Genomic DNA, 26,152 nt, shown 5'->3' with positions numbered 1-26,152 from the left:
GCACCGCCCGCGCACCTATGTGCCGCAAGAATAAAGGACATGCCGAACCCCGCGTGACACGCGCGACCGGGTCATCGTCCTTATGATCAGGGGCTAATACTCGACGCTGGTCCGTCCAGCCGAAAGACCATGAGGACTGATGACCGGCTTCCTGCTACGACGCGCGCTTCACTATGTCGTGCTGTTGCTGCTGGCGTCGTTCCTGACCTTCAGCCTGGCGTCGCTGACGTTTCGCCCGCTGGACAGTCTGGAACAGCGCAACCCGCGCCCACCGCAGGCGGTGATCGACGCCAAGGCGGAGGAGTTACACCTCAACGACCCGATCCCGCAGCGCTATATCACCTGGCTCAAGGGGATCCCGCAAGGGGATTTCGGCAAAACCCTGGCCGGCCAGCCGGTGAGCGAGGAGCTGCCGCGCCGGGTCGCGGTGAGTTTGCGGCTGCTGATCCTCGGCTCCCTGGTGGGCACCGTGCTGGGTGTGCTGATCGGTGCGGCGGGTGCCATCAGGCAATACAAATTCAGTGACTACTTCACCACGGTGATCTCGCTACTGGTGTTGAGCACGCCGGTGTTCCTGCTCGCGACATTGTTGAAATATGGTGCGCTGGAAATCAATTCGCTCACCGGCTCGCAGATATTCCTCTACACCGGGGAGACCTCGGCGAACCGCATCGACGGATTCTGGCCGCAACTGCTGGACCGCCTGCAGCATCTGGTGCTGCCGACGGCCGGTCTCGCCCTGGGCGGCATGGCCGGCTACAGCCGTTATCAACGCAACGCGATGCTCGACGTGCTGCAAAGCGATTTCATTCGCACGGCCCGCGCCAAAGGCTTGACCCGTAGCAAAGCGCTCTACAAGCACGGTTTGCGCACGGCGTTGATTCCGATGGCGACCTTGTTCGCCTACAGCCTGCTCGGTTTGATCACCGGCGCGACGTTCACCGAGAAGATCTTCGGCTGGCACGGCGTCGGTGAGTGGCTGGTGGATTCGATCAATGCGCAGGACCTGTACGTGGTGGTCACGGTGACCGCGTTCGCCGGCCTGGTGGTGCTGGTGTCGGGCCTGCTCTCCGATGTGGTGCTGGCGATTCTCGATCCCCGGGTGCGTGTGCGATGACTGAAGCCGTCGAGATCATCGTCCAGGGTGCGCCCGAGCCGGCGGCGGCAGGCCGGAGCAAGCTGGTGCTGCGCAGGTTCCTGCGCAACAAGCCCGCCGTCATCGGCGCGGTGATCCTGATCCTGCTGTTCATCGCCAGTTTCGCGTTGCCGCCGCTGCTGAAGTACGACTACCAGCAGCTGGATTACACCGCCCTGTTGAAGCCGCCCAGCGCCAAGCATCCGTTCGGCACCACCCAGATCGGGCAGGACGTGCTGGCGCAGACCCTGCGCGGCATGCAGAAGTCCCTGCTCATCGGCCTGTGCGTGGCGCTGGTCTCCACCACCATCGCCGCGACGGCGGGCGCGACGGCCGGGCTGCTCGGCGGCTGGACCGACCGCGCGATCATGTGGCTGGTCGATCTGCTGCTGGTGGTGCCGAGCTTCATCATCGTCGCGCTGTTCGCACCGCGCACCAAGGGCAGCGGATCGATCCTGCTGCTGATTCTGCTGCTCAGCCTGTTCGGCTGGATGATCAGCGCGCGCATCGTGCGCGGTCTGACGCTCAGCCTGCGCGACCGCGAATTCGTCAGGGCCGCACGGTATATGGGCGCTCCGACGCGCACCGTCATCGTCAGCCATATCCTGCCGAACATCGCCTCGATCCTGATCATCGACACCACGCTGGCGGTCGGCGCGGCGATTATGGCCGAAACGGGGCTCAGCTTCCTCGGTTTCGGTGTGCAGCCGCCGGATGTCTCGCTCGGCTCGCTGATCGCGTCCGGCACCAAGTCGGCGCTGACCTATCCCTGGCTGTTCCTGTTCGCCGGTGGCCTGCTGATCACCATCGTGTTGTGCGCCAACCTGGTCGGTGACGGACTGCGCGACGCATTCGATCCCGGCGCCAAGCGGGCGCGCTCGAAGAAGAAGGCAAAGGTATGACGGGCGCTGACCCCACCGAGAAGGTCGTGGTCGAGAAGAACTTCACCGCACCGCTGCTGGAGGTCACCGACCTTCGGGTCTCCTTCCCCAGCGAGGAGGGCCGCATCGAGGCGGTGCGCGGGGTCAACTACACCGTCTCCGACGGTGAGGTGCTCGCCATCGTCGGCGAATCCGGCTCCGGCAAGTCCGTGTCGTCGCTCGCGGTGATGGGCCTGCTGCCGGAGCAGGCCCGGATCGGCGGCTCCATCCGGCTGCGCGGCCGTGAACTGCTCGGCCTCGGCGACCGCGAATTGTCCAGGCTGCGTGGCAGTTCCATCAGCATGGTGTTCCAGGACCCGCTCTCGGCGCTGACCCCGGTGTACCGGGTCGGCGAGCAGATCGCCGAAGCCCTGCTGGCCCACGGGAAGATGAGCAAGACCGAGGCGGCGGACCGGGCGGTCGAGCTGCTCGGCTTGGTCGGCATCGGCGAACCCGAGGTGCGCGCCAAGGCGTTCCCGCACGAGTTCTCCGGCGGCATGCGCCAGCGGGTGGTCATCGCCATGGCCATCGCCAACGATCCCGCCCTGATCATCTGCGATGAGCCGACCACCGCGCTCGACGTCACGGTGCAGAAACAGATCCTGAATCTGCTACGCAAGGCGCGCGACATCACCGGCGCGGGCGTCATCATGATCACCCACGACATGGGAATCGCCGCCACGCTGGCCGACCGGGTCGCGGTGATGTATGCCGGGAAGATCGTCGAAACCGCTACCACCACTGAGCTTTTCAGCGCACCGCGGATGCCGTACACGGTGGGCCTACTCGGCTCCATTCCTCGGATGGACCGCCCGGCCCGCCAGCCGCTGATCCCGATCTTCGGCGCACCGCCCGCCATGCACGCGCTGCCACCGGGCTGCTCGTTCGCGCCGCGCTGCCCGATCTCCATCGACGAATGCCGGGTCGCCGAGCCGCCGTTGGAGAAGACCAATCCCGGGCATGCCGCCGCCTGCATCCGCACCGCGGAGGTCGGCACGGACGACCTGTTCGAGGCGTATCGGCAGGAAGTCACCGAGCCGAGGGTCGAGGCCGAGGTCAGTGAGCAAGTGGTACTGCGGGTTTCGGAGTTGGTGAAGACCTTCCCGATCACCGCGGGCATCCTGTTCAAGCGCCGTAAGGGCGAGATCCGCGCGGTCGACGGCATCAGCTTCGAGGTGCGCGCGGGCCGCACGCTGGCGCTGGTCGGCGAGTCCGGTTCCGGAAAATCGACGACGCTCAGCCAGATTCTCGACCTGGTCCGGCCGGAATCGGGCACCATCGAAATCATGGGCAGCGACGTCGCGACCCTGACCAAGGCCCGCAAACGTGAGATCCGCCGGAAGATGCAGATCGTCTTCCAGGATCCGACCGCGTCGCTGGATCCGCGCCTGCCGATCTTCGACGCGCTGGCCGAGCCGATGCGCATCGACGGGCGCGGACGCGACGAGATCAGCCGCCGGGTACCGGAACTACTCGAGCAGGTCGGCCTGCGCCGCGATCATGCCGAGCGCTATCCCGCCGACTTCTCCGGCGGCCAGAAACAGCGCATCAGCATCGCCCGCGCGCTCGCGCTGGACCCGGAGCTCCTGGTGCTCGACGAACCGGTGTCCTCGCTGGACGTCTCCATCCAGGCCGGAGTGCTGAACCTGTTGCGCGACTTGCAGATCGAGCGCGGACTGTCCTATCTGTTCGTCTCGCACGACCTGTCCGTGGTGCGCAACCTGGCCCACGATATCGCGGTGATGTACCGCGGCAAGATCGTCGAATCCGGCCCGGCGGAACAGATTTTCGCCGATCCACGGCACGAGTACACCCGCGAGCTCATCGACGCGGTACCCGTGCCTGCCGTCAGCCGATAGGAGGAGAGCGCGATGCCGATCCGAGCGAGCCGAAGGCCGGCATTGTGCTGGGCGATACCGGTGATCGCGCTGAGCCTGATCACGGCGGGTTGCGGTGCGGGTGACACGCCCTCGACCGAGGGTGTGTCCGGCGCGATCGGCTCCACCAGCGACATCAACCCCAAGGGTGTCGACGAGCTGCGCGACGGCGGCAACCTGCGGCTGGCCACCACCTCGTTTCCCGCCAACTGGAACACCCTGTCCATCGACGGCAACGACGGCGAGATCGCCGACATCGAACGACCGTTGATGCCCCGCGCGTTCGACACCAACGCGGCGGGTGAGCTGACGGTCAACCACGACTACTTCACCGATGTCCAGCTCACCAACACCAGCCCGCAGCAGGTCACCTACACGATCAACCCGAAAGCCGTTTGGTCCGACGGTAATCCGATCACCTGGGAAGACATCGCTTCCCAGGCCAAGGCACTCAATGGCACCGACAAGCGTTTCATGATCGCCATCACCGTCGGTTTCGACCGGGTGGAGAAGGTGGAGCGTGGCGTCGACGACCGGCAGGCCGTCATCACGTTCCGTCAGCCCTTCACCGAATGGCGCGGCCAGTTCGCGGGGAACATGTCGCTGTTCCCCAAGTCGGTGACCGCCGACCCGGAAAGCTTCAACAAGGGTCTCGTCGACAAAATGGGGCCGACGGCGGGCCCGTTCCTCGTCCAGTCCACCGATCGCGGCCAGGGCCGAATCGTGCTGGGCCGCAACCCGAACTGGTGGGGCGCCAAGCCGAAGCTCGACACCATCACCTACACCGTGCTCGACCGCAACGCCTGGGTCGGCGGCCTGCAGAACAACGAGCTCGACGCGGTGCTGCTCAGCAACCTCGACGACGCGACCACCGTGCGCAGGTCCTCGGGCGTCGTCGTCCGCCGCGCACCGGGTAATCGCTGGCGGCACATCACCTTCAACGGCGCACCCGGCTCCATCCTCGCCGATCCCGCTCTGCGCGTAGCCTTCTCGAAGGCGATCGATCGCCAAGGCATCGCCACCGCGGTGCAGAACGGTCTGGTCGAGCAGCCGAAGCCGCTGAACAACCACGTCTTCCTGGAGGGCCAAGCCGGCTACCAGGACAACAGCCTAGGCTTCGATCCGGACGCCGCCGCACGGGAACTCGACGCACTCGGCTGGAAACTCAACGGCGACACCCGCGAAAAGGACGGCCGCAAGCTCATCATCCGGGACGTCATGTACAACGACGACACCTGGGTCCAGATCGCCCGCATCATCCAGCAGAACCTCGCCCGAATCGGCGTCGAGCTCACCATCGACCCCAAGCCGGGCACGGGCTTCTTCACCGACGTCATCATCCCCGGCGACTTCGACGCCGCCCAATTCTCCTACATCGGCGACGCATTCCCGCTGAGCAGCATTCCGCAGACCTACGGCTACAACCCCGGCGACTGGCAGAACAACTTCGGCCACATCGGCTCCCCCGAACTCAACGCCCTGATCGATCGCACCCTCTCCGAACTGGACCCGAAGAAGGCGATCGAGTTGGCCAACGAGGTGGATCGAAAGGTGTTCGAGGAAGGGCACTCGTTGCCGCTGACCCAGTCGGAAGGGAACTGGGGCGTGCGCGCGGACATCGCCAACTTCGGGTCACCTGGGTTGGCGTCGTATGACTACACGAAGATCGGATTTATGAAGTGAGCAAAGCCGTGCAACGCCGTGAGGCGTCCCTGTGGGGACGTTCTGCCGCAACAAGATTCGCCATTCCGATGTTCGCGCTCGGGTTGATCGTGAGCGGCTGCGCGAGCTCCGACGACGACGGCCATGCCCAGGGTGAGACCGGTGCGCTGAGCACGACCAACGACATCAACCCGAAGTCGCGCGACGAGCTGCGCGACGGCGGCAACCTGCGGCTGGCGACGTCGGCGATTCCGGAGAACTGGAACACGCTGTCGATCGACGGAAACGACGCCTCGATCAGCAGCATCGTCCGCCCGACGATGCCGCGCGCCTATCGGACCGATGCGGCGGGCAAGCTGTCGATCGACACCGACTACTTCACCGATATCCAGCTCACCAGCACGAATCCGCAGGTGGTGACCTACACGATCAACCCGAAGGCCGTGTGGTCCGACGGGTCTCCGATCACCTGGGAGGACATGCGATCCCAGGGCATGGCGCTGAGCGGGGCCGACAAGCAGTTCCAGATCGCGCAGACGTTCGGCTTCGACCGGGTGGCGAAGATCGAACGCGGTACCGACGACCGGCAGGCGGTCATCACCTTCAAACAGCCGTATGCGGAATGGCAGGGTCAATTCGCCGGCGAGGCGTACCTGTTCCCGAAATCGGTGACCGCGAATCCGGAGGCGTTCAACAAGAGCCTGATCGACGGAATCACCCTGACCGCAGGACCCTTCGTCGTGCAGACGGTCGATCGCTCCCAGCGCCGCATCGTCCTCGGGCGCAATCCGAAGTGGTGGGGTGCTACCCCGAAGCTCGACACCATCACCTTCAGCGTGCTCGACCCCGCCGCAACGCTTCCCGCCCTGCAGAACAACGAGATCGATGCGGTGGGACTCGGCACCATCGATGACGTGCGAACGGCGCGCAGCACCCCTGGCATCACGATCCGCCGCGCGACCAGCAACTTCTGGGGTCATCTGCGCTTCAACGGTGCGCCGGGTTCCATCCTCGCCGATCGCGAACTGCGCATTGCCGTTTCGAAGGCCATCGACCGGCAGGGCATCGTCACCGCCATCCACAACGGCATGGTCGAGAATCCGAAACCGCTGAACAGTCACGTCTTCCTGGCGGGTCAGGTCGGCTACCAGGACAATTCGGCGTCGATCGCGTACGACCCCGCCGCAGCCGCGCGGCTGCTCGACGACCTCGGCTGGAAACTCAACGGCGACGTCCGGGAGAAGGACGGCCGCAAACTCGAGATCCGCGACGTCATGCTCAACAGCCAGGGCTGGATCCAGATGGCGCAGATCATGCAGCAGAATCTGGCCCAGGTCGGCGTCAAGTTGATCATCGACACCAAGCCTGCTCAGGGCTTGTTCACCGACGTCATCCGGCCGGGCAATTTCGACGTTGCCCAGTTCTCACTCGTCGGCGACGCTTTCCCGATCGGCGACCTCGCCCAGGTATTCGCCTACAACCCCGATGACCTGCAGGGCAATTACGGCCGGATCGGTTCGCCCGAGCTGAACGCGCTGATCGAACGCACCGTCTCGGAACTCGATCCGCAGAAGGTGATCGAACTGGCCAACGAGGTGGATCGGAAGATCTTCGAAGAAGGACATTCGCTGCCGCTGTACCAAACGCCGGGCAACGTGGGTGTTCGCGCCGAGCTCGCCAATTATGGGGCGGCCGGGCTGGCCTCGTACGACTACACCACAATCGGTTTCGTCAAGTGACTACGCAGCATCCCTGCGGGAAGGAGCGAAACATGCGGGTTCGTTCATGGACAACGCGATTGGCGATTCCGCTGGTCGCCCTCGGGTTGATCGCGGCAGGTTGCAGTTCCGACGACACCGGTGCGCCCGCGGGTTCCACCGATGCCCTCGGGACTACGAACGACATCAATCCGAAGGACGTCAGTGAGCTGCGTGACGGCGGGAATCTGCGTCTTTCGCTGGGCGCTCTGCCGCAGAACTGGAACGGGCTGACCAACGACGGGAACGATGCCGACACGGCCGCGCTGCTGCGGCCGACCATGCCGCGCGCATTCAAAACCGACGCCGCTGCCAAGCTTTCGGTGAACACCGACTACTTCACCGATATTCAGCTGACCAATACCGAACCGCAGCAAGTCACCTACACCATCAATCCCAAGGCGGTGTGGTCGGATGGTGCGCCGATTACCTGGGAAGACATTCAGTCACAGGCACATGCGATGAGCGGCGTGGACAAGTCGTTCCTGATCGCGGCCAATGCGGGCTTCGACCGGGTGGAGAAGGTCGAACGCGGCGTAGACGACCGGCAAGCGATCATTACGTTCAAGAAGCACTACGCCGACTGGCGTGGACAATTCGCCGGCACCACGTTCCTCTTTCCCAGGTCTGTCACCGCGACGCCGGAGACTTTCAACAAGAGCCTGGTCCAGGATGCCGGACCGAGCGCGGGCCCCTTCATCGTGCAGTCGGTCGATCGAGCACAGGGCCGGGTGGTGCTCGGGCACAACCCGAAGTGGTGGGGTGACAAACCGAAGCTAGAAACCATCACCTTCAGTGTGCTCGACAGCTCGGCGCTGCTGCCTGCCCTGCAGAACAACGAAATCGATGCCGTCGGTATCGCCAGTCGAGATGAACTGAAGACCGCGCAGAGCACACCCGGTGTCGTGCTGCGGCGGGCGCCGGGCAACCAGTGGTCGCACCTGACCTTCAATGGTGCGCAGGGCTCGATCCTCGCCGATACCAAACTGCGTGTTGCGATCTCGAAGGCCATCGACCGGCAGGCCATTGCGACGGCTACCCAGAATGGCCTCGTCGAGAAACCGAAACCGCTGAACAACCACGTCTACCTGCACGGCCAAGAGGGCTACCAGGACAACAGCCTCGGCTTCGATCCGGAAGCCGCGGCAAAGGAACTGGACGATCTCGGATGGAAACTCAACGGCGACGTCCGGGAAAAGGACGGCCGCAAGCTGGAGATCCGCGATGTCATGTACAACCAGGACGTCTGGGTCCAGATCGCCCAGATCATTCAGCAAAACCTGGCGCAGGTCGGCGTCAAACTGACCATCGAGACCAAGCCGGGTACTGGTTTCTTCAGCGACGTGATCATCCCCGGCAATTTCGATGTCGGACAGTGGAGTTGGGTCGGAGACCCGTTCCCGCTCAGCAGCCTGTCGCAGATCTGGGGGTACAACCCGGATGATGTGCAGGGCAACTATGGCCGGATCGGCTCGCCCGAACTCAACGACCTGATCGAGCAGGCGGTGTCGGAACTCGACCCGAAGAAGGCCATCGAGTTGGCCAATCAGGTCGACCGCAAGATCTTCGAGGAAGGTCACTCACTGCCGCTCACCCAGTCGCCGGGCAATATCGCGGTCCGCGACAACCTGGCGAACTTCGGCGCGGCCGGTCTGGCGACCTACGACTACACGAAAATTGGCTTCCTGAAGTGAGTTTCGGATCAGGCCACCCGCTGGCCTATCCGAGCAGCGTGACGGTCGGCGCCCTGGCGATTTGCCTCGCCTGGGCGCCGTTCGGCGATCTGGACCAGGTGGCGGCGCTGGCGACGGTGGCGCTGGGGATTATCGGATACTCGAGTTACCGGATCGCTGTTGCACTCGGGTTTCTCGCCTTCTGGCCCGCCGGATCGACTCGCACTGTGGGGGTTTCGCGCATCCGCCAGCAGCACCGGCTGCTCAGTCGATCCTGGCTGGAGGTCAGCGGCACCGGCCGACCACGGTGGCTCCCGGTCTATTTCGACCCCGCACTGATGACCATGACCGAAAGCCACGCCGATATCACCGATCGAACCATCCACATCGCAGGCCGCCGCCTCTACCCCTCCGGCCGCATCCGCACCACTGAACCACCGGGGCGACTGATCGACAACCCATCCCGCCCCGACCCGGACGCCCCCACCCTCACCACCACCGCGTCCCGCCTACGCCGACGCCTACTCCTCGACGCCCAATCCACCGTCGCCGCCCCCTTCGCAGCCCTGCTGTGGATCTACGTCGACGGCGGCTCCTTCACCACCTTCCTCGCCGCCACCTGCGTCGCCGCCGCCACCGCCCTCTGGCTCTCCGCCGTCCGCGGCTCCGACCCGAGCTGACCGCGGACCGGGTTGGATCTGCGGCGATAGATCTCCGCCGCGCGGACCTGGCGGCGGCAATATGCGGGTAGGCGCTCCGTGGCGTCACCTCGATACGACAATTAAATTGGTCTGACCACTTGACCTCCTGACCTATAGGGCGCAGAGTGGGGGTATGGCTTTGCAACCTGTGGTCAAGCGGTCGGTGTCGGGGGATGTTTTCGAGCAGATCGCGGCGGATGTGCTGAGTGGGGAGTTGGTGCCGGGGGCGACGTTGCCGAGTGAGCGGCAGTTGGCGGAGGCGTTGGGGGTGTCGCGGCCTGCGGTGCGGGAGGCGTTGCAGCGGTTGGCGGCGGCGGGGTTGGTTGCGGTGCGGCAGGGGGATGCGACGACGGTGCTGGACTATCGGCGGGGGGCGGGGCTGGAGGTTTTGCCGCGACTGCTGGTGCAGGCCGGGGAGTTGGATCCGAAAGTGGCGCGCAGCATTTTGGAGGCGCGGCTGCACAACGGGCCGAAGGTGGCGGTGCTCGCGGCCGGGCGGCTGGGTGTGACGGACGCCGAGACTGTGGGTGCCCTGCTGACGGGCTCCGTTGAAGCGCTTGCGGCGGAAGAGGATCCGGTGGCGCAGCAGCGGCATGCGATGGAGTTCTGGGATCACGTGGTGGACGCGGCCGATTCGATCGTGTTCCGGCTGATGTTCAACATGTTGCGGGCCGCTTATGAACCAGCGCTCGCGGCGCTGGCCCCGATCATGTCCGCCGAGGTGGGCAATGTCGAGGCTTACCGCGAACTGGCCGCCGCCATTGTGGCGGGCCGGCCGCAAGAGGCCGCCGAGATCGCCCGGGCCCTGCTCGAGCCGGCGACCACCGCACTGATCGACGTCCTCGACGGACGCTTCAACGAGGAAACAACATGACGAAACCCCATGCTCCCGAGCAGAATTCAGTCGAGGCGAACGCGCGGTCCCGAGTGCGCAACGATGAGCGATCCTTGCGTCGCGGACTCACGCTCGACGCCGCGTTCCGCGAGTTTCTGCGCCACCCCTCGCCATGGCTCATCGGGGTCACGCTGATCGCGGCCGTTTTCGGCCGAATCCTGGTGGGCGACTGGCAATCGACCGATCTCCTGGTGCCCGCAGTGATGCTCGCGGTGTTCCCGATCTTCGAATGGATCGTGCACGTCACCGTATTGCACTGGCGGCCGAGGCAACTCGGTCCGATTCCGATCGACAGCGAACTGGCTCGCAAACACCGGGAGCACCATGTCGATCCGCGCAATATCCCGCTGATCTTCATTCCGACCAAGACTTTGTCGGTGCTGGTGGTGGTGCTGCTCGCGCTGGCCGCCTTCGCTTTCCCGCGCCTCGGCCTGGGCTTGACCTTCCTGATCACCATCACGGTCCTCGGCCTCGGCTACGAGTGGACGCACTACCTGATCCACACCGACTACAAGCCGAAAGGCGCGCTGTACCGCTCGGTCTGGCGGAACCACCGGCACCATCACTACAAGAACGAGCACTACTGGTTCACCGTGACGACCTCCGGCACCGCCGACCGTCTCTTCGGCACCCACCCCGACCCCGCTACCACCGAAGTATCCCCCACCGCCCGCAACCTGCACGCAGGCTGATCGCGCAGTCCACTGAAACAAAGCCACCGCCCCGGGGGCGGTGGCTTTTTCGTGTCCTGGCCGAACACCCCTGTGATCAGGCGCACTTCTCCCGCCGCGAAACAACCTCTTGACTCAGTACCCTAGGGGGGTATGGTAACTAGCAGGAGCACGGCAGAGGCCGTCGCCGGAGAAGGAGAAACACCATGAGCACCGCGATCACCGTGACCGTCACCGGAATGACCTGCGGCGGCTGCGCCACGTCGGTGCGCGACGGGATCGGCCGCGTCTCCGGCGTCGACACCGTCACGATCGACCTGCCCACCGGCCAGGTCACCGTCGAGAGCGCGGCCCCGATCGAGCGCGACACCATCGTCGCGGCCATCGATCAGGCCGGCTACACCGTCGCCGACTGACACCGGAAACGGAGCATCCGATGAACGCAACCACCAAGTTCGCCGGCTTCGCCCTCGGCCTGGCCGCCGTCTTCGGGATCGCCATCGCCACCGGCGCGGCGATCGGCCCCGAGCCCGCAGCCCCCGAATCACACGCGCACGAAGAGGGACCCGCCGCCCCCGCCACCCGAGAACCCAACGGCACGATGGCGACCGAGAGCGGTTACACGCTGCGGCTCGACACCGCACTCACCACTGCGGCGCCGAACACAGCGCTGCGCTTCCGCATCCTGAACCAGGACGGCGCACCACTCACCCGCTACCAGCGCACCCACGACAAAGACCTGCACCTGATCGTGGTGCGGCGCGACATGACCGCCTTCCAGCACGTGCACCCCGTCCTCGGCGGTGACGGAACCTGGAGCGTCCCACTGGATCTCACCCGTGCGGGGGACTATCGAGTGTTCGCCGACTTCACCCCCGAGGGCGGCGAGAACCTGACTCTCGGCACCGACCTGCGGGTGGCGGGCAACTACGACCCACGTCCGCTGCCGGTCGCGGCGACCACCAGCACGGTCGACGGCTACACCGTCACCCTCGACGGCACCGTCACCCCCGGCCAATCCTCGAAGGTCACGCTGTCCGTCAGCCGCAACGGCACGCCGGTCACCGACCTGCAGCCCTACCTGGCGGCCTACGGTCACCTCGTCGCACTGCGCGCCGCCGACCTCGCCTACCTGCACGTGCACCCCGACGGTCACCCCGGCGACGGTGTCACACCGGCGGGACCGGGCATCACCTTCTATGTCACCGCACCGAGTGCGGGCGACTACCGGCTGTTCCTCGACTTCCAGCACGAAGGGGTGGTCCGCACCGCCGAGTTCACGCTGACCGTCGGCCAGGACACCGGGGCGACGGAGTCCGCGACCCACGACGGGCACGGCAGCACACCCCCGCCCGCTCCGGCACCCGGCGCACCGGCCCCGGAACCGGCACACGGCCACTGATGTCCGGTCGGTGCTTCGCAGACCGCAAGGCACCGACTCGACAGATATCGACCCAGCACGGCGCGCACCACGGTCGCGACGACCGAATCTCCACTACCGTGCCGCACAGAACGGAGCACACGATGACCACCGCGACGCAACCACCCGGCACCGGGCAGGTCGAACTGGTAATCGGCGGCATGACCTGCGCGTCCTGCGCCAATCGCATCGAGAAGAAGCTGAACAAGCTCGACGGTGTCACCGCGACGGTGAACTACGCGACCGAGAAAGCGCGGGTCGACGTTACCGGTGACGTCTCACCGGCGGAGTTGATCGCGACCGTCGAGCAAGCTGGATACAGCGCGACACTGCCGCCGCCGAAGTCCGCACCGGCGGAAGTCGCTGCCACCGAGCAAGATCCGACGGCCGCGCTGCGCACGCGACTGCTGGTCTCGCTCGTACTGACGGTGCCGGTGATCGCGATGGCGATGATCCCAGCACTGCAGTTCACCAACTGGCAGTGGCTTTCGCTGACGCTGGCCGCGCCGGTGGTGGTGTGGGGTGCGCTGCCGTTCCACCGCGCGGCGCTGACCAACCTGCGCCACGGCACGGCCACCATGGACACGCTGGTGTCGATGGGCACCCTGGCCGCGTTGGGCTGGTCGCTGTACGCGCTGTTCTGGGGTACCGCGGGCACGCCGGGCATGAAGCACCCGTTCGAGTTCACCATCTCCCGGATGGACGGCACCGGCAGCATCTACCTGGAGGCCGCTGCGGGTGTCACCACGTTCATCCTGGCCGGGCGCTTCTTCGAGGCGCGGTCCAAGCGGCGCGCCGGTGCGGCGCTGCGGGCCCTGCTGGAACTCGGCGCGAAGGAGGTCTCGGTGCTGCGCGACGGTACCGAGCAGCGGATCCCGGTGGAGCAGTTGGCCGTCGGCGACCGGTTCGTCGTGCGGCCCGGTGAGAAGATCGCCACCGACGGTGTGGTGACCGAGGGCTCCTCCGCGGTCGACGCCTCGATGCTGACCGGCGAGTCCGTGCCGGCCGAAGTCGGTCCGGACGACACCGTGGTCGGTGCCACCGTGAACGTCGGTGGGCGGATCGTGGTGCGCGCCAGCCGGATCGGCTCGGATACGCAGCTGGCTCAGATGGCGCAGCTGGTCGAGGACGCGCAGACCGGCAAGGCGCAGGCGCAGCGGCTGGCCGACAAGATCTCCGGCATCTTCGTGCCGATCGTGATCGCGCTGTCGGTCGCGACGCTCGGATTCTGGCTCGGCACCGGCGGTTCCGTCGCCGCGGCCTTCACCGCCGCGGTCGCGGTACTGATCATCGCCTGCCCCTGCGCCCTCGGGCTGGCCACGCCGACCGCGCTGATGGTCGGGACCGGTCGCGGTGCGCAACTGGGCATCCTGATCAAAGGCCCGGAAGTGCTGGAATCGACCAGGCGGGTGGACACCGTGGTGCTGGACAAGACCGGCACCGTCACCACCGGCAAGATGACGCTGCTGGACGTCGTCGCGGCCGACGGCGAAGACACCGCCGAGGTGCTCGCATTGGCTGGGGCACTGGAGGATTCGTCCGAACACCCGATCGCCCAGGCGATCGCCAAGGGTGCCAGGGAGCAGACCGGTACGCTGCGCGCGGTCGAGGGCTTCGCGAATATCGAGGGCCTCGGAGTGCAGGGCGTGGTGGATGGGCACGCGGTGATCGTCGGACGGGCCCGCCTGCTCGCCGACTGGGCACAGCACTTGGACGCGGAGCTGGAGCGGACCATGCAGGCCGCCGAAGCCGACGGCAAAACGGCGGTGGCGATCGGCTGGGACGGTAAGGCGCGCGGCGTGCTCGTGGTCGCCGATGCCGTGAAACCGACTTCCGCCGAGGCGATTTCGCAACTGCGTGCGCTCGGGCTCACGCCGATCATGTTGACCGGCGACAACACGGCCGCCGCCGAGGCGATCGCCGCGCAGGTGGGCATCGACCAGGTGATCGCGGAGGTGCTGCCGCAGGACAAGGTCGCCACCGTCAAGCGGTTGCAAGCCGAGGGCAAGGTCGTGGCGATGGTGGGTGACGGGGTCAACGACGCCGCCGCGCTGGCCCAGGCCGACCTCGGTTTGGCCATGGGCACCGGCACCGATGTCGCCATCGAGGCCAGCGACCTGACCCTCGTCCGTGGCGACCTGCGTGCCGCGGCCGACGCGATCCGCCTGTCCCGCAGGACCTTGGGCACCATCAAGGGCAACCTGTTCTGGGCCTTCGCCTACAACGTGGCTGCGATCCCGCTGGCCATGGCCGGGCTGCTGAACCCGATGCTCGCGGGCGCCGCCATGGCGTTCTCCTCGGTCTTCGTCGTCAGCAACAGCCTGCGACTGCGCACCTTCCGCTCCACCGCGCAGTAGTCGCTGCGAACCGGAAAATCACCGCGAACCCGAAGGGGACGGCACCCACACGGTGCCGTCCCCTTAGACACGCTCAGCGCAGAATGCTGCTGTTACCCACTGCTATACCGTGGCCCGCGCCGCGTCGGCGCTGCTGGTCGCCTACTCGAGCCGCTACGCCAGCGTCATGCGGCCAGGGGTGACCACGTCCGGCGCTTCGAGGAATGCGGCGGCATGATCGGTGGCCCAGTCGGCGTAGGTGCGTGGTGTCCGGCCCAGGATCCGGCTGAGGTCGTCGGTGAGCACAGCGTTGCCGCCCGCACGGACAAAGGCCTGCCCGGCGAGGGCACCCTCGATGAATTCCGCGGACATGCCCAGGGCGCGCATGTGTTCGCGGGCCGCCTCGTCCGGCACGTCGAGCACCGGCACCGGGCGACCGAGTACCTCGGCGAGGGTGGCGGCCTGATCCGTGCTGGTCAGGAGTTCCGGGCCGGTGAGGGTGTAGATATTGCCCGCGTGGTCGGCGGAGAGCAGAGCCTCGACCGCGGCTGCCGAGACGTCGCGTGGGTCGACCACTCCTTGCTGTCCGGTACCGGTCATGCTGGGCACCGGCTGGCCGTTGCGGATCGCGTCGGCCCAGCTCAACGTGTTCGACGCGAATGAGCTCGGGCGCAAGATTATCCATTCGACACCACTCTCGCGGGCCGCCTGTTCGCCGGGCAGGTGCCAGGTGCCGACTCGGCCGAGTGCGGTGTCGCCGGTGCCGATGGCAGAAAGTTTCACGATGCGGCGGACGCCGGCGTCGCGGGCGGTGGCGATCAAAGCACGGTCGGTGTCGATGTATTCCGGGCCGAGGACGCCGACGATGAACGCCGCATCGGTGCCTTGCGCGGCCGCCGCCATCGAGGCGGGGTCGAGGTAGTCGCCGCGAACCACCTCGACACCGGCGGGCAGGTTCGCCCGCGCCGGTTCTCGGGTGACGGCGCGGACCTGCTCGCCACGCGCCACCAATTGCCGGACGAGGTCGCTGCCGATGGTGCCCGTGGCACCGGTGATCAGAATCATGAGCTCAACGCTGCCGTCCGAGCCACCGCGTTCGCTAGGAAATTTCGGCACAGTTGCCGACCTGATCAGTGCTTACAGTGGGTCGGGTGACCACCATGCTGCGCACGGCGCCCGTCGTGACCACGGATCTCGTCGAAGCGACGGTCCCCGTGCCGGAGTCGTTGCGGCCCTGGTTCACCGAGCTCGGTCGCATTCCGATGGTGCACGACCTGCCCGAGTTGTTCACCCACCTGCCGCAGACCGCGACCACGCTCGTGCAGCGCACCGAGCAGTTCGGTCCGCGCGAGATTCTGGTCATCGGCCCGCAGACCACAGCGTTCTACACCGAGCCCATCCAACCCGCGGGGTGCGTCCAGCTCCGCTTGGCGCCCGGTGCGACGCGTCCGCTGCTCGGTGTTCCGGCGGCTGCCCTCACCAACCGGGTGGTTCGTCTCGCCGATCTGCCCGGTGCCGCAGCGGATCTCGCCGATCAGCTGGCCGAATTGGCACCGGAAGAGATGGTTGCGTTCCTGGAAGAGGCACTGCCGCAACGTATCTCCGAGAACGAAGCACTGCGCACCCAACGCGACGTGCTCCGTGCGGCCGTGGTGGCGCTGTCGACGGACCCCACCGGGCACTCGGTGCAAGCGCTGGCCGGTGAACTCGCGGTCAGTGAACGCCAACTCCGCAATCTGTTCACCGCTGGAATCGGCCTGTCCCCCAAGCACTTCGCACGCATCGATCGGGTGCGTCGTGTGTTGGCCCAGGCGGGGAACGCCCGGTGGCTCACCGCCGACACGCAACCGGCCAGGACTACCCTCGCGCAGCTAGCCGCCGACAACGGCTACTTCGACCAATCCCACATGACCGCTGACTTCCGCACCCTCATGGGCGTCCCGCCGACCTCATTCCTCCGCGGTGCCCTCCCCACCCCGACCCCCTGCCGACCACTCGACCGCATCTAGCACGGCGAGCCGCCCACCACGGCCGGTCGGCTGGCGACCGTGCGGTGAGTGGCACACCACGGAGTAAGCAACTCGGCCGATGCCGCAGCCATGTGCCACTCACGCCTGCCGCCCCCTTGGCGCGGCGGAGCGCTAGTGGTGTGGGCGTTGGGATTTGGCTCGGCGCCGGGCCAGTTCTTCCTGCTCCAAAACGGCGGCTTCGGCGAGCGTGGGTGCGGTGCCGCCGAGGCGGGCGGGAACCCAGCGGGCGCCGGGTTCCATGGGGTAGTCCTGTTGAGCCTGGTCGAGGAGCTCGCCCATGCGGGTGCGCAAAGTGGCGGTGAGGGTTTCGGGTGGTGCTGCGGGCGGGAGGGGTTCGCCGATGCGGATGTTGATCGGGAACCGGTGCCGGCCGAGCTGTTTCGGGATGTCCTTGGTCCAGACGCGGTGGGCACCCCAGATGACCAGGGGGACGATCGGAACGTCGGCCTCCAGCGCCATCCGGGCGGCGCCGGACTTGAATTCCTTCAGTTCGAAACTGCGGCTGATGGTGGCTTCCGGATAGACCACGACGAGTTCGCCGTCGCGCAGCGCTGCTACCGCGCGGCTATAGGACTGGGCGCCCGCCGTGCGGTCCACCCCGATCGCCTTGCAGTGCTTCATCAGAAAGCCGACGATGCCGTGCTCGAGCTCGGCCTTCATCATGTACCGGACGTTGCGGCCCGACTTGCGGCCGACCAGCCCGACTTCCATGAAGTCCAGGTACGCGGTGTGGTTCACGGCGAGCACCGCGCCGCCGGTGCGCGGGATCCGGTCCTGGCCCGCGATATCGAACCGCAGTCCCTGCACCAGGAAAATGGTGCGGACCAAGCCGGTGAGCATGTCGTAAACCGGTTCCCGCGCCATCCGAATTCTCCGCTGCTACGTGGCCGTCTTCCGCGCGGCCTTCGCCGCGGCCTCGGCGGCATCGAGCGCGTCGGCCTCTTCCAGGGTAGGAGCGCTGCCGCCGAGCCGGGCCGGTACCCAGTAGGCGCCTGGCTCGTGGGTGTAGTCCTTTTGCAGGTCGAGCAGCATCTCCTGCATGGTCGAGCGCAGTTTCGCAGTCAGCTCGGCGGCCGGCTCGGACGGCGGGATCGGCTCGCCGACCGCGATGGAGATCGGAGTGCTGGTGCGGCCGAGCCGCTTCGGGAAACCCTTGGTCCACACCCGCTGTGCGCCCCAGATGACGATCGGGATGATCGGCACGTCGGCCTCGATCGCCATACGCGCGGCGCCGGACTTGAAGTCCTTGATCTCGAAGCTGCGGCTGATGGTCGCCTCGGGATACACCCCGACGAGCTCACCGCGCCGCAGGTATTCGACCGCGGCCTTGTACGAGTCCGCACCGGCGCCACGGTCGACCGGAATGTGCTTGAGCGCACGCATGATCGGGCCGGAGATCTTGTCGTCGAAGACCTCTTTCTTGGCCATGAACCGGATGTAGCGCTTGGGGGTGCGCACCGGTAGACCCGCATAGGTGAAGTCCATATACCCGGTGTGGTTGACCGCGAGCACGGCGCCACCCCGCGCGGGGATATGTTCATCGCCCTTGACGGTGAACTTCAGGCCTTCGACGAAGAAGACGGTACGGGCTAGGCCGATGATCGTCCGGTAGACGGGTTCCACAATTCCGCTAGCGTAGTCGCTGACTGTCTCATCCGGCAGTGGGCCGCTGCTTTCTCGGTCACACCGGGCCTGGGACGGCTCGCTCGACCGACGCACGCTGTAGAGAAGAGGATCGTCGAAGTGGAAACCGCCCGTCCGAATTCATCTGGACGCGACCGGAAAACGACGCGCCGAACCGGACAGCAGCTCGGCAGGATCGCCCTGGATCCCTCTCGACTGCTCGGCGCGCAGCACTGGTCGGCGTCCCGTGCTCGGCGAGTAGTCGTCGGCAGCGTGGCGATCGCCGGCGCCCTCGTGCTCGCGGGCTGTGACTCGGTCTCGGGCATCCCCGGCGACGAGCCTGCGCCCGCCGCGGTCACCACCCCGCCCGCCGCGGCGCCGACCATCCACGCCACCTCGGCGGCGCCCGCACCGTCGGCCGCTGCCCCGTCGACCGGCGCCGTCGCTGAACTGCCTGCCGCCGTGCAGCGTTGGGCGAACGACCTGAAGACCAGCACGATCGCCCAACTCCAGGCGAAATGCTGGACCATCGCGCCGAAGAACGTGTCCGACATGTACAGCGACGAGCAGCCCATCCTGGCCGCGCTCGCCCAGCCGGGCACCGCCACCGAGGACGCGGTCACCTGGAAGACCCGCACCACCACGGTCGCCGTCGAACGTGCCGCGCTCGACACCGGTTACGCCTGTCCCCGGGTCGCCTCGGCGGGCGCGGACATCGAGTACAACGACGCCGATGCCAGGCACACCGTGCGCCGCTACCTGGCCAGAGTCGTCGGCACTCCGCTCGACGCCGCGGACAAGGACGGCACCTACCCGCTGGTCTGCAAGGCTGCCCCGGCGACCTGGGATCCCACCGGCACCGGCAAGGCCAGCGCCGCGCCACTCGCCAACAACCCCGGCAAGCTGACCGGCGTGACCAAATTCGCCGATCAGGAGATCAGCTCCGAGACGCTGCGCGGGGACTACCTCGCGGTAGAGGTCCCGGTCACCAACTCCGCCGGCGTGACCAAGAGCCGCACCTTCACCCTGGTCGCCGGCGAACAGGGCTACTGCATCGGCGACGTTTCCCCCTAGCCCGGGGTGCTCGTACCGCACCGCGAGCGTCGGCATTCCCTACAGCCACTACCCTGGATGGCTGGTAACGGTAGGAGGAGCAGCTCGTGCAGATCACCAGCGTCGGACACGCCGGATTCCACATCCGCACCGCGGCGGGGTCGATTCTTTGCGACCCGTGGGTCAACCCCGCGTACTTCGCTTCGTGGTTCCCGTTCCCCGACAACACCCAGCTGGACTGGGACGAGCTGGGTAACTGCGATTTCCTCTACGTGTCGCATCTGCACCGCGACCACTTCGACGCGAAGAACCTGACCGAGCACGTCAACAAGGACGCGACGGTGCTGCTGCCGGACTATCCGGTGCCGGATCTGCGGCGCGAGCTCGAGCAGCTCGGCTTCCACAAGTTCTTCGAGACCGAGGACTCGGTCAAGCACACCCTCACCGGCCGGGACGGCGCCGCGCTGGACATCATGATCATCGCGTTGCGCGCGCCCGCCGACGGGCCGATCGGCGACTCCGGGCTGGTCGTCTCCGACGGCGAGACCACCTGTTTCAACATGAACGACGCCCGCCCGGTCGACATGGACGTACTGCACGACTCGTTCGGCCACATCGACATCCACCTGCTGCAGTATTCGGGCGCCATCTGGTATCCGATGGTCTACGACATCCCGAGCCGGACCAAGTCGAACTTCGGTAAACAAAAGCGCCAGCGCGGCATGGACCGGTGCCGCAGCTACATCGAGCAGGTCGGGGCCACCTGGGTGGTGCCGTCGGCCGGGCCGCCGGTGTTCCTGGACGACGAGCTGCGCTACCTCAACGACGATCGCGGCGACGAGGGCAACATCTTCCCGGACCAGATGGTGTTCCTGGAGCAGATGAAGATCCACGGCAACGAGGGCGGGATCCTGATGATCCCCGGCTCGGTCGCCGACGTGCGCGGCGCCGAACTGGAGCTGACCCACCCCTTCGAGCCCGGGCTGATCTACGACAACAAGGCCGAGTACATCGAGCTGATGGCGCAGCGGCTCGCGCCGGTGCTCGCGGCCGAAAAGGCCTCATGGGCAACGGGAGACGGGCCGCTGCTGGAACCGTTGCAGGCGCTGTTCGAGCCGATCATGGCGCAGAGCGATCTGATCTGCGACGGCATCGGTTATCCGGTCGGCCTGGTGCTCGGCGACGAGACCGTGGTGCTGGACTTCCCCAAGCGGGTGGTGCGCGGCCCGATCGAGGGCGAAGGCAAATACCGCTATGGGTTCCGCATCGCGCCCGACCTGGTGCGCACCGTGCTGCGGGACAACGAACCCGACTGGGTGAACACGATTTTCCTGTCCACCCGCTTCCAGGCGTGGCGGATCGGCGGTTACAACGAATTCCTCTACACCTTCTTCAAATGCCTCACCGACGAGCGGATCGCCTATGCGGACGGCTGGTTCGCCGAGGCGCACGACGATTCCGCCTCGACCGAATTGGACGGGTGGGAAGTGCAGCGGCGCTGCCCGCATCTGAAGGCGGATCTGTCGAAATTCGGTGTGGTGGAGGGCAATACCCTTACTTGTAATCTGCACGGCTGGCAGTGGGATCTGGAATCGGGGCGTTGCAAGACGTCCAAGGGACACGAACTGCGGTCACGCAAACTGAGCTGAGGCAGCGGGCGGGCAGGCACCCTTCGGTACCTGCCCGATGTTCGCTCCCCTTGTCGGTGTTCAGGCGGTCAACTCCCTGGTGAGCCGGGATGACCATGGGCACCAGAAGCATCCGGGCAGGAACGCTCCGCACGCCTCGTCGAGGTGGTCCTCCAAATAGGTGATGCTGGCGTCACAGACCTCGATGGCCATGGTGAAGAAGGTGACGGTGTCCGGGTCCAAATGGAAGCTCCAGCCCGGGTTGTAATCGGCCTGCTGCTTACGAATACGTCCCATCACGTGGATCGACATCTGTTCCTCGCCGGATAGGATCCGTCGCGCTTCCGCGATGCGCGCCTCGTTGGTCAATCTGACAACGAATTCTTTGCCGGAGTAATCCGTGAATGCGAAGTCCGCCATGATATTTCACCTCGAAGGATCGGTCGATGGAGCCTTGCCATTCGATGGTAGCCAGCGCTGTTGTACTATTTCCGGCGAAATCGATTGTGCGGCAACATAATTAAAGGACCGTTCCGTATGCGCTCGGTGAAACGGACGAATTTGCTGTAACGGTCGGCGCCGTGCGTACCACAATCCTGATTCGGAGCGTGCTCAGCGCCGGACAACCGTTTTCGCCTGCATTATCAGCTCACGCGCGGCGATCGCACCCCTGGCAACGGGGGCGGTGACCCGACCTTCGGCGTCGATGAGTACCGCCGACGGAGTGCCGCGCACGCGGTAGCGCAGCGCCGCCTCGTTTCCCTGCTGCACCAGCACCGGGATGTCTTCCAGTCCCTGTTCACGCCCCCATTCGGCATGTTCGGCGGCGTCACCGTTGCCGACGACGACGATGGTCAGCGCCGACGCGGTGCGCTGCTGCCAGCGCGGCAATTCCCGCGCCAATGCCGCGCACAGTTCGCACCCTGGGTGGACGAAGACCAGCAGCACCTGCCTGCCCCGTTCCAGCAGCGACGCCAAATTCGTTCGGCCACCGGCGACATCGAGCAACTCGAACTCCGGCGCGACCGCGCCGACCGGCAAGCCCTCCGCGCCGAGCGTCGACAAGGCTTGCTCATCGACCCGCTTGCGCAGCGCATGCACCTCACCCCACACCCACGTCAGCATCGCCACCAACGCTGCGGCCACGGCGAGCCAGACCGCATCGTCGGTAGGCAGCACGCCCGGCACCTGTCGGTACGCCACCGCACCCCACGCGACCAGCGCCGCGAGTACCAGTAGGACACCGTTGCGCACCAGTGTTCGCGTCCCGATGGGCGCCGCACTCATCGCGCCGAAGCACGAGCAGGCCGGACGCTCCCCCCGCCGCAACAGCCGCACCACCGCTGCTGTGAACACGAGCAACAACAGCAACGCCAGCAACGCGCCCGGCAGGACCGTCCACGGCACCAGCACGGCGACAACAACCACCGCCTCCAACGCCGGTAGCCCCCACGCCACCACAGCTACCCGCCGAATCGGAACACCGAACTCCTCCACCGCTTTCCGCGTACCGACCGGATCAGCCACCTTCCCGAAGGCCGACAATCCGAATAGCACACTGACCACCAGCCGCGAAATCCACACCCCGTATTCGATCAGCATGAGCGCACCATCCCACACCCGCAAACCCTCGAAAGACGAATCAGCGGAACTACTTCCAGCTCCCGATCACCGGTGAGTGGCACACCGTGGAGAGGAGTACTCGGCCGATGCCGCAGCCATGCGCCACTCTGGGCGCGCGCACGGGATGTGCCGCGGTCCGACCGGCAAGTGGGCGACACCATGCTGGTGACTGGCCTGAGACGCAAGCGTGCTGCCGCCGGGAAGCTGGTGACTGGGCCGAGACGCAAGCGTGCTGCCGCCGGGAAGCTGGTGACTGGGCCGAGACGCAAGCGTGCTGCCGACGGGAGGCTGGCGACCGCCGACGCAAGTCAGGGGCTGCGGTGTCATCGACGGCCGCGACGCGAGCCAGCGCTGCGGCCTAGCCCACGACCGCGGCGCAAGCCAATGCTGCGGCGCAAGCGACGGCAGCGACGCAAGTCGCGGCAACGGCGCAAGTCGCGGCAACGGCGCAAGTCAGCGTTGCGGGGCTGAGCCACGGCTGCAGCACAAGTCAGGGCTGGGAACGGGTGGCTATGCCGACGGCCACCAATGTCAGCACGCTGCCGACCACCGCGGTGGCGGACAGGCCCGCGCTGGTGGGGGTGGCGAGGTCGAGGGCGATCGACATCACGAGTTGACCTGCGATGGAGGTCAGGCCGAGCAGGAGGACGCCGATCCAGCGGACGGTGAGCGCGGCCAGTGCGATGAAGGCGATGCCGATCAGGCCGCCGAGATAGAGCCAGGGCTGCGTGGGGAATTCGGCGGGCAGGCCGGAACCGAGCAGGACGGCGGCCTCGAGCACCACTAGGGCGATCAGACCCACACAGAAGTTGACCAGGGTGGCGGGCAGCGGGCCACCGGCCTGGCCGACCCGACCGTTCACCGCTTGCTGCCAGGCCAAGCCGATGCCGGCCAGCGCGGGCAGGATGATCAGCAGCGCGGTCGGTGCGCCGCGCAGCGAGTCGGGGACCGAGAGCGCGCCGGTCGGTGCGCCCGAGCGGCCCGACCCGGCGAGCACCACCGCGGCCACCCCCAGGGCGGCACCACCGAAACGCAACGCGGTGACCGGAGTTCGCCCGTTGGGGGCCACACCGAGACGGTCGACCACGAGACTGCTCAGCAGCTGACCTGCGACGACGGCGACAGTGAACGCCGTGACCCCGATCGCCGCGACGGTGAGGCCCTGGCAGGCGACGAAGAACGCGCCACACAGACCACCGAGCAGATGCCACGGACGCAACGTGCCCGCCGCCAGGGCCCGCCGAACCTGCGCCACCCCACCCCGGAGCCGAGCGCTGAACGCGAACGCGATCACCAGGATCAGCAGACCGGTCCCGAAACTGATGGTGGCCGCGGCGATCCCGTCGTGCAATCGCGCCCCGAGCGCCCCGTTGATCCGGCCCTGCACGGCCACACCCGCACCGATGCCGAACCCGAACACCAGTCCCAACCTCGCCCGCGCGGTCACCACCGGCACGCTACCGCCGCAGCACCCCACCCCGCCGCGCGCACGCCGCCCAGGTGGTATCGGGCAATGCCGCCGGCGTGTCCGGCGGCCATGAAACGCGATCAGTCGATGCGTCCGAGGCGACGGACCGTGCCTCACCGCCGACCCGGCCGTATCGCTGCGCGCCGTGCCGACTGCCAGCAGGCCCCCGGTTTCACGGCCGACACTCCGAGCCACGAGCCGCTGGCCATGCCGTGCAGGGGCGACCGAGCACGATCACCCCACCCGCCGACCACTACTGCCACATGGCCACCAACGGCCAGGTGATCAACACGATGCCGGCGATCACGCCGAAGCGACCGGGTACCGGGAGGGCGCGGGCAGCGATCGGTGCGTGCACCCCGCACGGAGGCCGACAGGCCGGATCACCCTGCGCGGAGGGTGGCGCGGGTGGCGTAGGTGTCGTGCCGGGCGTAGGTGCGGTCGCCGCCGTTGCGAGCGATGGAGCCGCGGACCAGGCGGGTGCGGATGCGAGCGCCGAGGTTTTCGTGGAAGCGGGTGGCGCCGGGGAGGATTCGGCGGGGCACCTCCAGCGCGCCGTTGACGACGGCGGTGGCCAGCACGGCGGTCTTGAAGAATCTGCTGTCGGGCAGGTCGAGGAAGTCGGCGTTGCTGGGGCCGAGGATGATTCGGCTGTAGGCGACCAGGTAGCTGGTGACCACGCGGCGCACCGCGCGCTGCGCCGCGGTCGTGTCGCCGACGAAAAGGCCGCCCGCCGCGGGGATGAGGGCTTGGGCCAGGCGCTGGGAATCGGCGTCGGGGATGAATTCGGTGTCGGCGAGGATCCAGAATGCGCGCCAGGTGTCGGTCTCGCAGGTCGGCAGGATCTCCGCGTCCACGCCGAGCAGGAACCCGACGTAGCGCCACAGCTGGAATACCGCGTCCTTCTCCTTGGCCGAGAACTGCAGGCCGAGCGCTTGGGCGCCAACGAGATTCGCCATCGAGAACAGCCCGAGGGTGCCGACGGTGAGTACCTGGTTGACCGGATGGTCCCAGGCCGCGTAGTCCCAGTCGGGGCGCCTGTTCATGCCCGCACGCACCAGCGCGTGCATCAACCGCACGCGCAGCACGCTCTTGTAGCCGACCGCATTGCGTTCCAGGCCACCGGGAGTCGTCACGTCCAGCCACCACTGGGTGGTTTCGGCCAGCCTGCGCGGCGCCATCGCGTCCAGGTCGCCGGTGCCGACGAGGGTCTTGTCCGCGCGCGACGCCAGGTAGCCGCCCATCAGGGCGAACATGCCCATGGCGATGCCACCCCAGACGCCGGTGCGGCCGACGACGCGGGCACCGCGATCGATCTTGTCGCGGTCCAGCCAGTACGGCGCCGCTTCCACCTGTTCGAAGAGCGCCACCAGCTCCGGCGGGGCGTCCGGCACGGCGTCGATACCGTTTTCGACGGCGAGCTCGAACATCCGGCGGCCCTCGCCGACGGGCAGCCGCTTGAACATGGCGACCACGGCGTCCGCCAGCGGATCGCCGACCTGGGTGAAGCGGCGGAACGAGTCGCGCTGGGCGGCGGTGCAGCTCAGGTCGCCCGGTGCCAGCACGGGCACGGCGTACTTGAACGGGAACTCCGTGAACAGCTGCGGAGTGGGCAGTTTCTGGTTGTCATGCGCCATTGCACTTCACCCGTCGGATCGAGGTTCGCGGTCGAACATTCTG

Annotated in this window: 22 protein-coding genes; 15 read left to right on the top strand and 7 right to left on the bottom strand. The window is 66.9% G+C overall.

What is annotated here, in order from left to right; all coding sequences use genetic code 11:
* Positions 1–139 precede the first annotated feature (139 nt).
* The 12 genes from IBX18_RS05530 (at position 140) to IBX18_RS05475 (ending at position 15,068) form a co-directional block, all read left to right on the top strand.
* Entirely contained in the window at positions 140–1,117 is a 978-nt protein-coding gene (locus IBX18_RS05530) for an ABC transporter permease (RefSeq protein ID WP_107653598.1), read from the top strand.
* Entirely contained in the window at positions 1,114–2,037 is a 924-nt protein-coding gene (locus IBX18_RS05525) for an ABC transporter permease (protein ID WP_194832564.1), read from the top strand. Before IBX18_RS05530 ends, IBX18_RS05525 begins: the two co-directional genes overlap by 4 nt.
* A complete protein-coding gene (locus IBX18_RS05520; protein WP_107653596.1) occupies positions 2,034–3,914 on the top strand; it encodes an ABC transporter ATP-binding protein in 1,881 nt (626 codons plus the stop codon). The genes IBX18_RS05525 and IBX18_RS05520 overlap by 4 nt, the downstream gene beginning before the upstream one ends.
* Positions 3,915–3,926: 12 nt before the next feature.
* Positions 3,927–5,615, top strand: a complete 1,689-nt coding sequence (locus IBX18_RS05515; RefSeq protein ID WP_194832563.1) for an ABC transporter family substrate-binding protein — start codon at positions 3,927–3,929, stop codon at positions 5,613–5,615.
* A 68-nt stretch (positions 5,616–5,683) separates the two neighbouring features.
* On the top strand, positions 5,684–7,333 hold the full coding sequence (locus tag IBX18_RS05510) for an ABC transporter family substrate-binding protein (protein WP_373889168.1): 1,650 nt from the start codon (positions 5,684–5,686) through the stop codon (positions 7,331–7,333).
* A 32-nt stretch (positions 7,334–7,365) separates the two neighbouring features.
* Positions 7,366–9,045, top strand: a complete 1,680-nt coding sequence (locus IBX18_RS05505) for an ABC transporter family substrate-binding protein (RefSeq protein ID WP_194832562.1) — start codon at positions 7,366–7,368, stop codon at positions 9,043–9,045.
* Positions 9,042–9,704 carry a hypothetical protein gene (locus tag IBX18_RS05500; protein WP_306796149.1) on the top strand — a complete coding sequence of 221 codons (663 nt, stop codon included), beginning with the start codon at positions 9,042–9,044 and terminating at the stop codon, positions 9,702–9,704. Before IBX18_RS05505 ends, IBX18_RS05500 begins: the two co-directional genes overlap by 4 nt.
* Positions 9,705–9,858: 154 nt before the next feature.
* A complete protein-coding gene (locus tag IBX18_RS05495) occupies positions 9,859–10,599 on the top strand; it encodes a FadR/GntR family transcriptional regulator (RefSeq protein ID WP_194832561.1) in 741 nt (246 codons plus the stop codon).
* On the top strand, positions 10,596–11,312 hold the full coding sequence (locus tag IBX18_RS05490; protein WP_228540309.1) for a sterol desaturase family protein: 717 nt from the start codon (positions 10,596–10,598) through the stop codon (positions 11,310–11,312). The genes IBX18_RS05495 and IBX18_RS05490 overlap by 4 nt, the downstream gene beginning before the upstream one ends.
* A gap of 185 nt (positions 11,313–11,497) precedes the next feature.
* Positions 11,498–11,707, top strand: a complete 210-nt coding sequence (locus tag IBX18_RS05485; protein WP_107653590.1) for a heavy-metal-associated domain-containing protein — start codon at positions 11,498–11,500, stop codon at positions 11,705–11,707.
* Between the two features lie 20 nt (positions 11,708–11,727).
* Positions 11,728–12,693 (top strand): hypothetical protein, encoded by a 966-nt coding sequence (locus IBX18_RS05480; RefSeq protein ID WP_194832560.1) that lies wholly within the window; start codon positions 11,728–11,730, stop codon positions 12,691–12,693.
* A 122-nt stretch (positions 12,694–12,815) separates the two neighbouring features.
* On the top strand, positions 12,816–15,068 hold the full coding sequence (locus IBX18_RS05475) for a cation-translocating P-type ATPase (protein WP_194832559.1): 2,253 nt from the start codon (positions 12,816–12,818) through the stop codon (positions 15,066–15,068).
* Between the two features lie 153 nt (positions 15,069–15,221).
* Here IBX18_RS05475 and IBX18_RS05470 read toward each other — a convergent pair whose 3' ends face one another.
* The gene (locus IBX18_RS05470) at positions 15,222–16,112 is read right to left on the bottom strand and encodes an NAD(P)H-binding protein (protein ID WP_194832558.1); all 891 of its coding nucleotides are present in this window, start codon (positions 16,110–16,112) and stop codon (positions 15,222–15,224) included.
* A 95-nt stretch (positions 16,113–16,207) separates the two neighbouring features.
* Between IBX18_RS05470 and IBX18_RS05465 the strand changes: the two genes are divergently transcribed.
* Positions 16,208–17,056 carry a helix-turn-helix domain-containing protein gene (locus tag IBX18_RS05465; protein ID WP_194832762.1) on the top strand — a complete coding sequence of 283 codons (849 nt, stop codon included), beginning with the start codon at positions 16,208–16,210 and terminating at the stop codon, positions 17,054–17,056.
* 132 nt (positions 17,057–17,188) lie between these two features.
* Here the strand turns inward: IBX18_RS05465 and IBX18_RS05460 are convergent, their stop codons facing one another.
* Both IBX18_RS05460 and IBX18_RS05455 read right to left on the bottom strand, forming a co-directional pair.
* Positions 17,189–17,941: a 1-acyl-sn-glycerol-3-phosphate acyltransferase gene (locus IBX18_RS05460; RefSeq protein ID WP_194832557.1), complete on the bottom strand. Its 753-nt coding sequence runs from the start codon at positions 17,939–17,941 to the stop codon at positions 17,189–17,191.
* A 15-nt stretch (positions 17,942–17,956) separates the two neighbouring features.
* Positions 17,957–18,700: a 1-acyl-sn-glycerol-3-phosphate acyltransferase gene (locus tag IBX18_RS05455; RefSeq protein ID WP_194832556.1), complete on the bottom strand. Its 744-nt coding sequence runs from the start codon at positions 18,698–18,700 to the stop codon at positions 17,957–17,959.
* Between the two features lie 120 nt (positions 18,701–18,820).
* Between IBX18_RS05455 and IBX18_RS05450 the strand changes: the two genes are divergently transcribed.
* Positions 18,821–19,774: a hypothetical protein gene (locus tag IBX18_RS05450; protein WP_306796148.1), complete on the top strand. Its 954-nt coding sequence runs from the start codon at positions 18,821–18,823 to the stop codon at positions 19,772–19,774.
* Positions 19,775–19,860: 86 nt separating this feature from the next.
* The gene (locus tag IBX18_RS05445) at positions 19,861–21,402 is read left to right on the top strand and encodes a Rieske 2Fe-2S domain-containing protein (RefSeq protein WP_194832555.1); all 1,542 of its coding nucleotides are present in this window, start codon (positions 19,861–19,863) and stop codon (positions 21,400–21,402) included.
* A 60-nt stretch (positions 21,403–21,462) separates the two neighbouring features.
* On the opposite strand, the gene IBX18_RS05440 is transcribed toward IBX18_RS05445, so the two are convergent.
* The 4 genes from IBX18_RS05440 to IBX18_RS05425 form a co-directional block, all read right to left on the bottom strand.
* Positions 21,463–21,801: a calmodulin gene (locus tag IBX18_RS05440; RefSeq protein WP_194832554.1), complete on the bottom strand. Its 339-nt coding sequence runs from the start codon at positions 21,799–21,801 to the stop codon at positions 21,463–21,465.
* Positions 21,802–21,993: 192 nt separating this feature from the next.
* Entirely contained in the window at positions 21,994–22,983 is a 990-nt protein-coding gene (locus tag IBX18_RS05435; RefSeq protein WP_194832553.1) for a peroxiredoxin, read from the bottom strand.
* A gap of 511 nt (positions 22,984–23,494) precedes the next feature.
* Entirely contained in the window at positions 23,495–24,451 is a 957-nt protein-coding gene (locus IBX18_RS05430; protein ID WP_306796147.1) for a DMT family transporter, read from the bottom strand.
* 404 nt (positions 24,452–24,855) lie between these two features.
* Positions 24,856–26,109 (bottom strand): oxygenase MpaB family protein, encoded by a 1,254-nt coding sequence (locus IBX18_RS05425; RefSeq protein WP_194832551.1) that lies wholly within the window; start codon positions 26,107–26,109, stop codon positions 24,856–24,858.
* Between the last annotated feature and the right edge of the window lie 43 nt (positions 26,110–26,152).

The organism is Nocardia sp. XZ_19_369 (assembly GCF_015355715.1).
Classification (GTDB): Bacteria; Actinomycetota; Actinomycetes; order Mycobacteriales; family Mycobacteriaceae; genus Nocardia.
The sequence above is the reverse complement of the archived record's forward strand: the minus strand, read 5'-3'. Positions and strand labels throughout refer to the sequence as shown.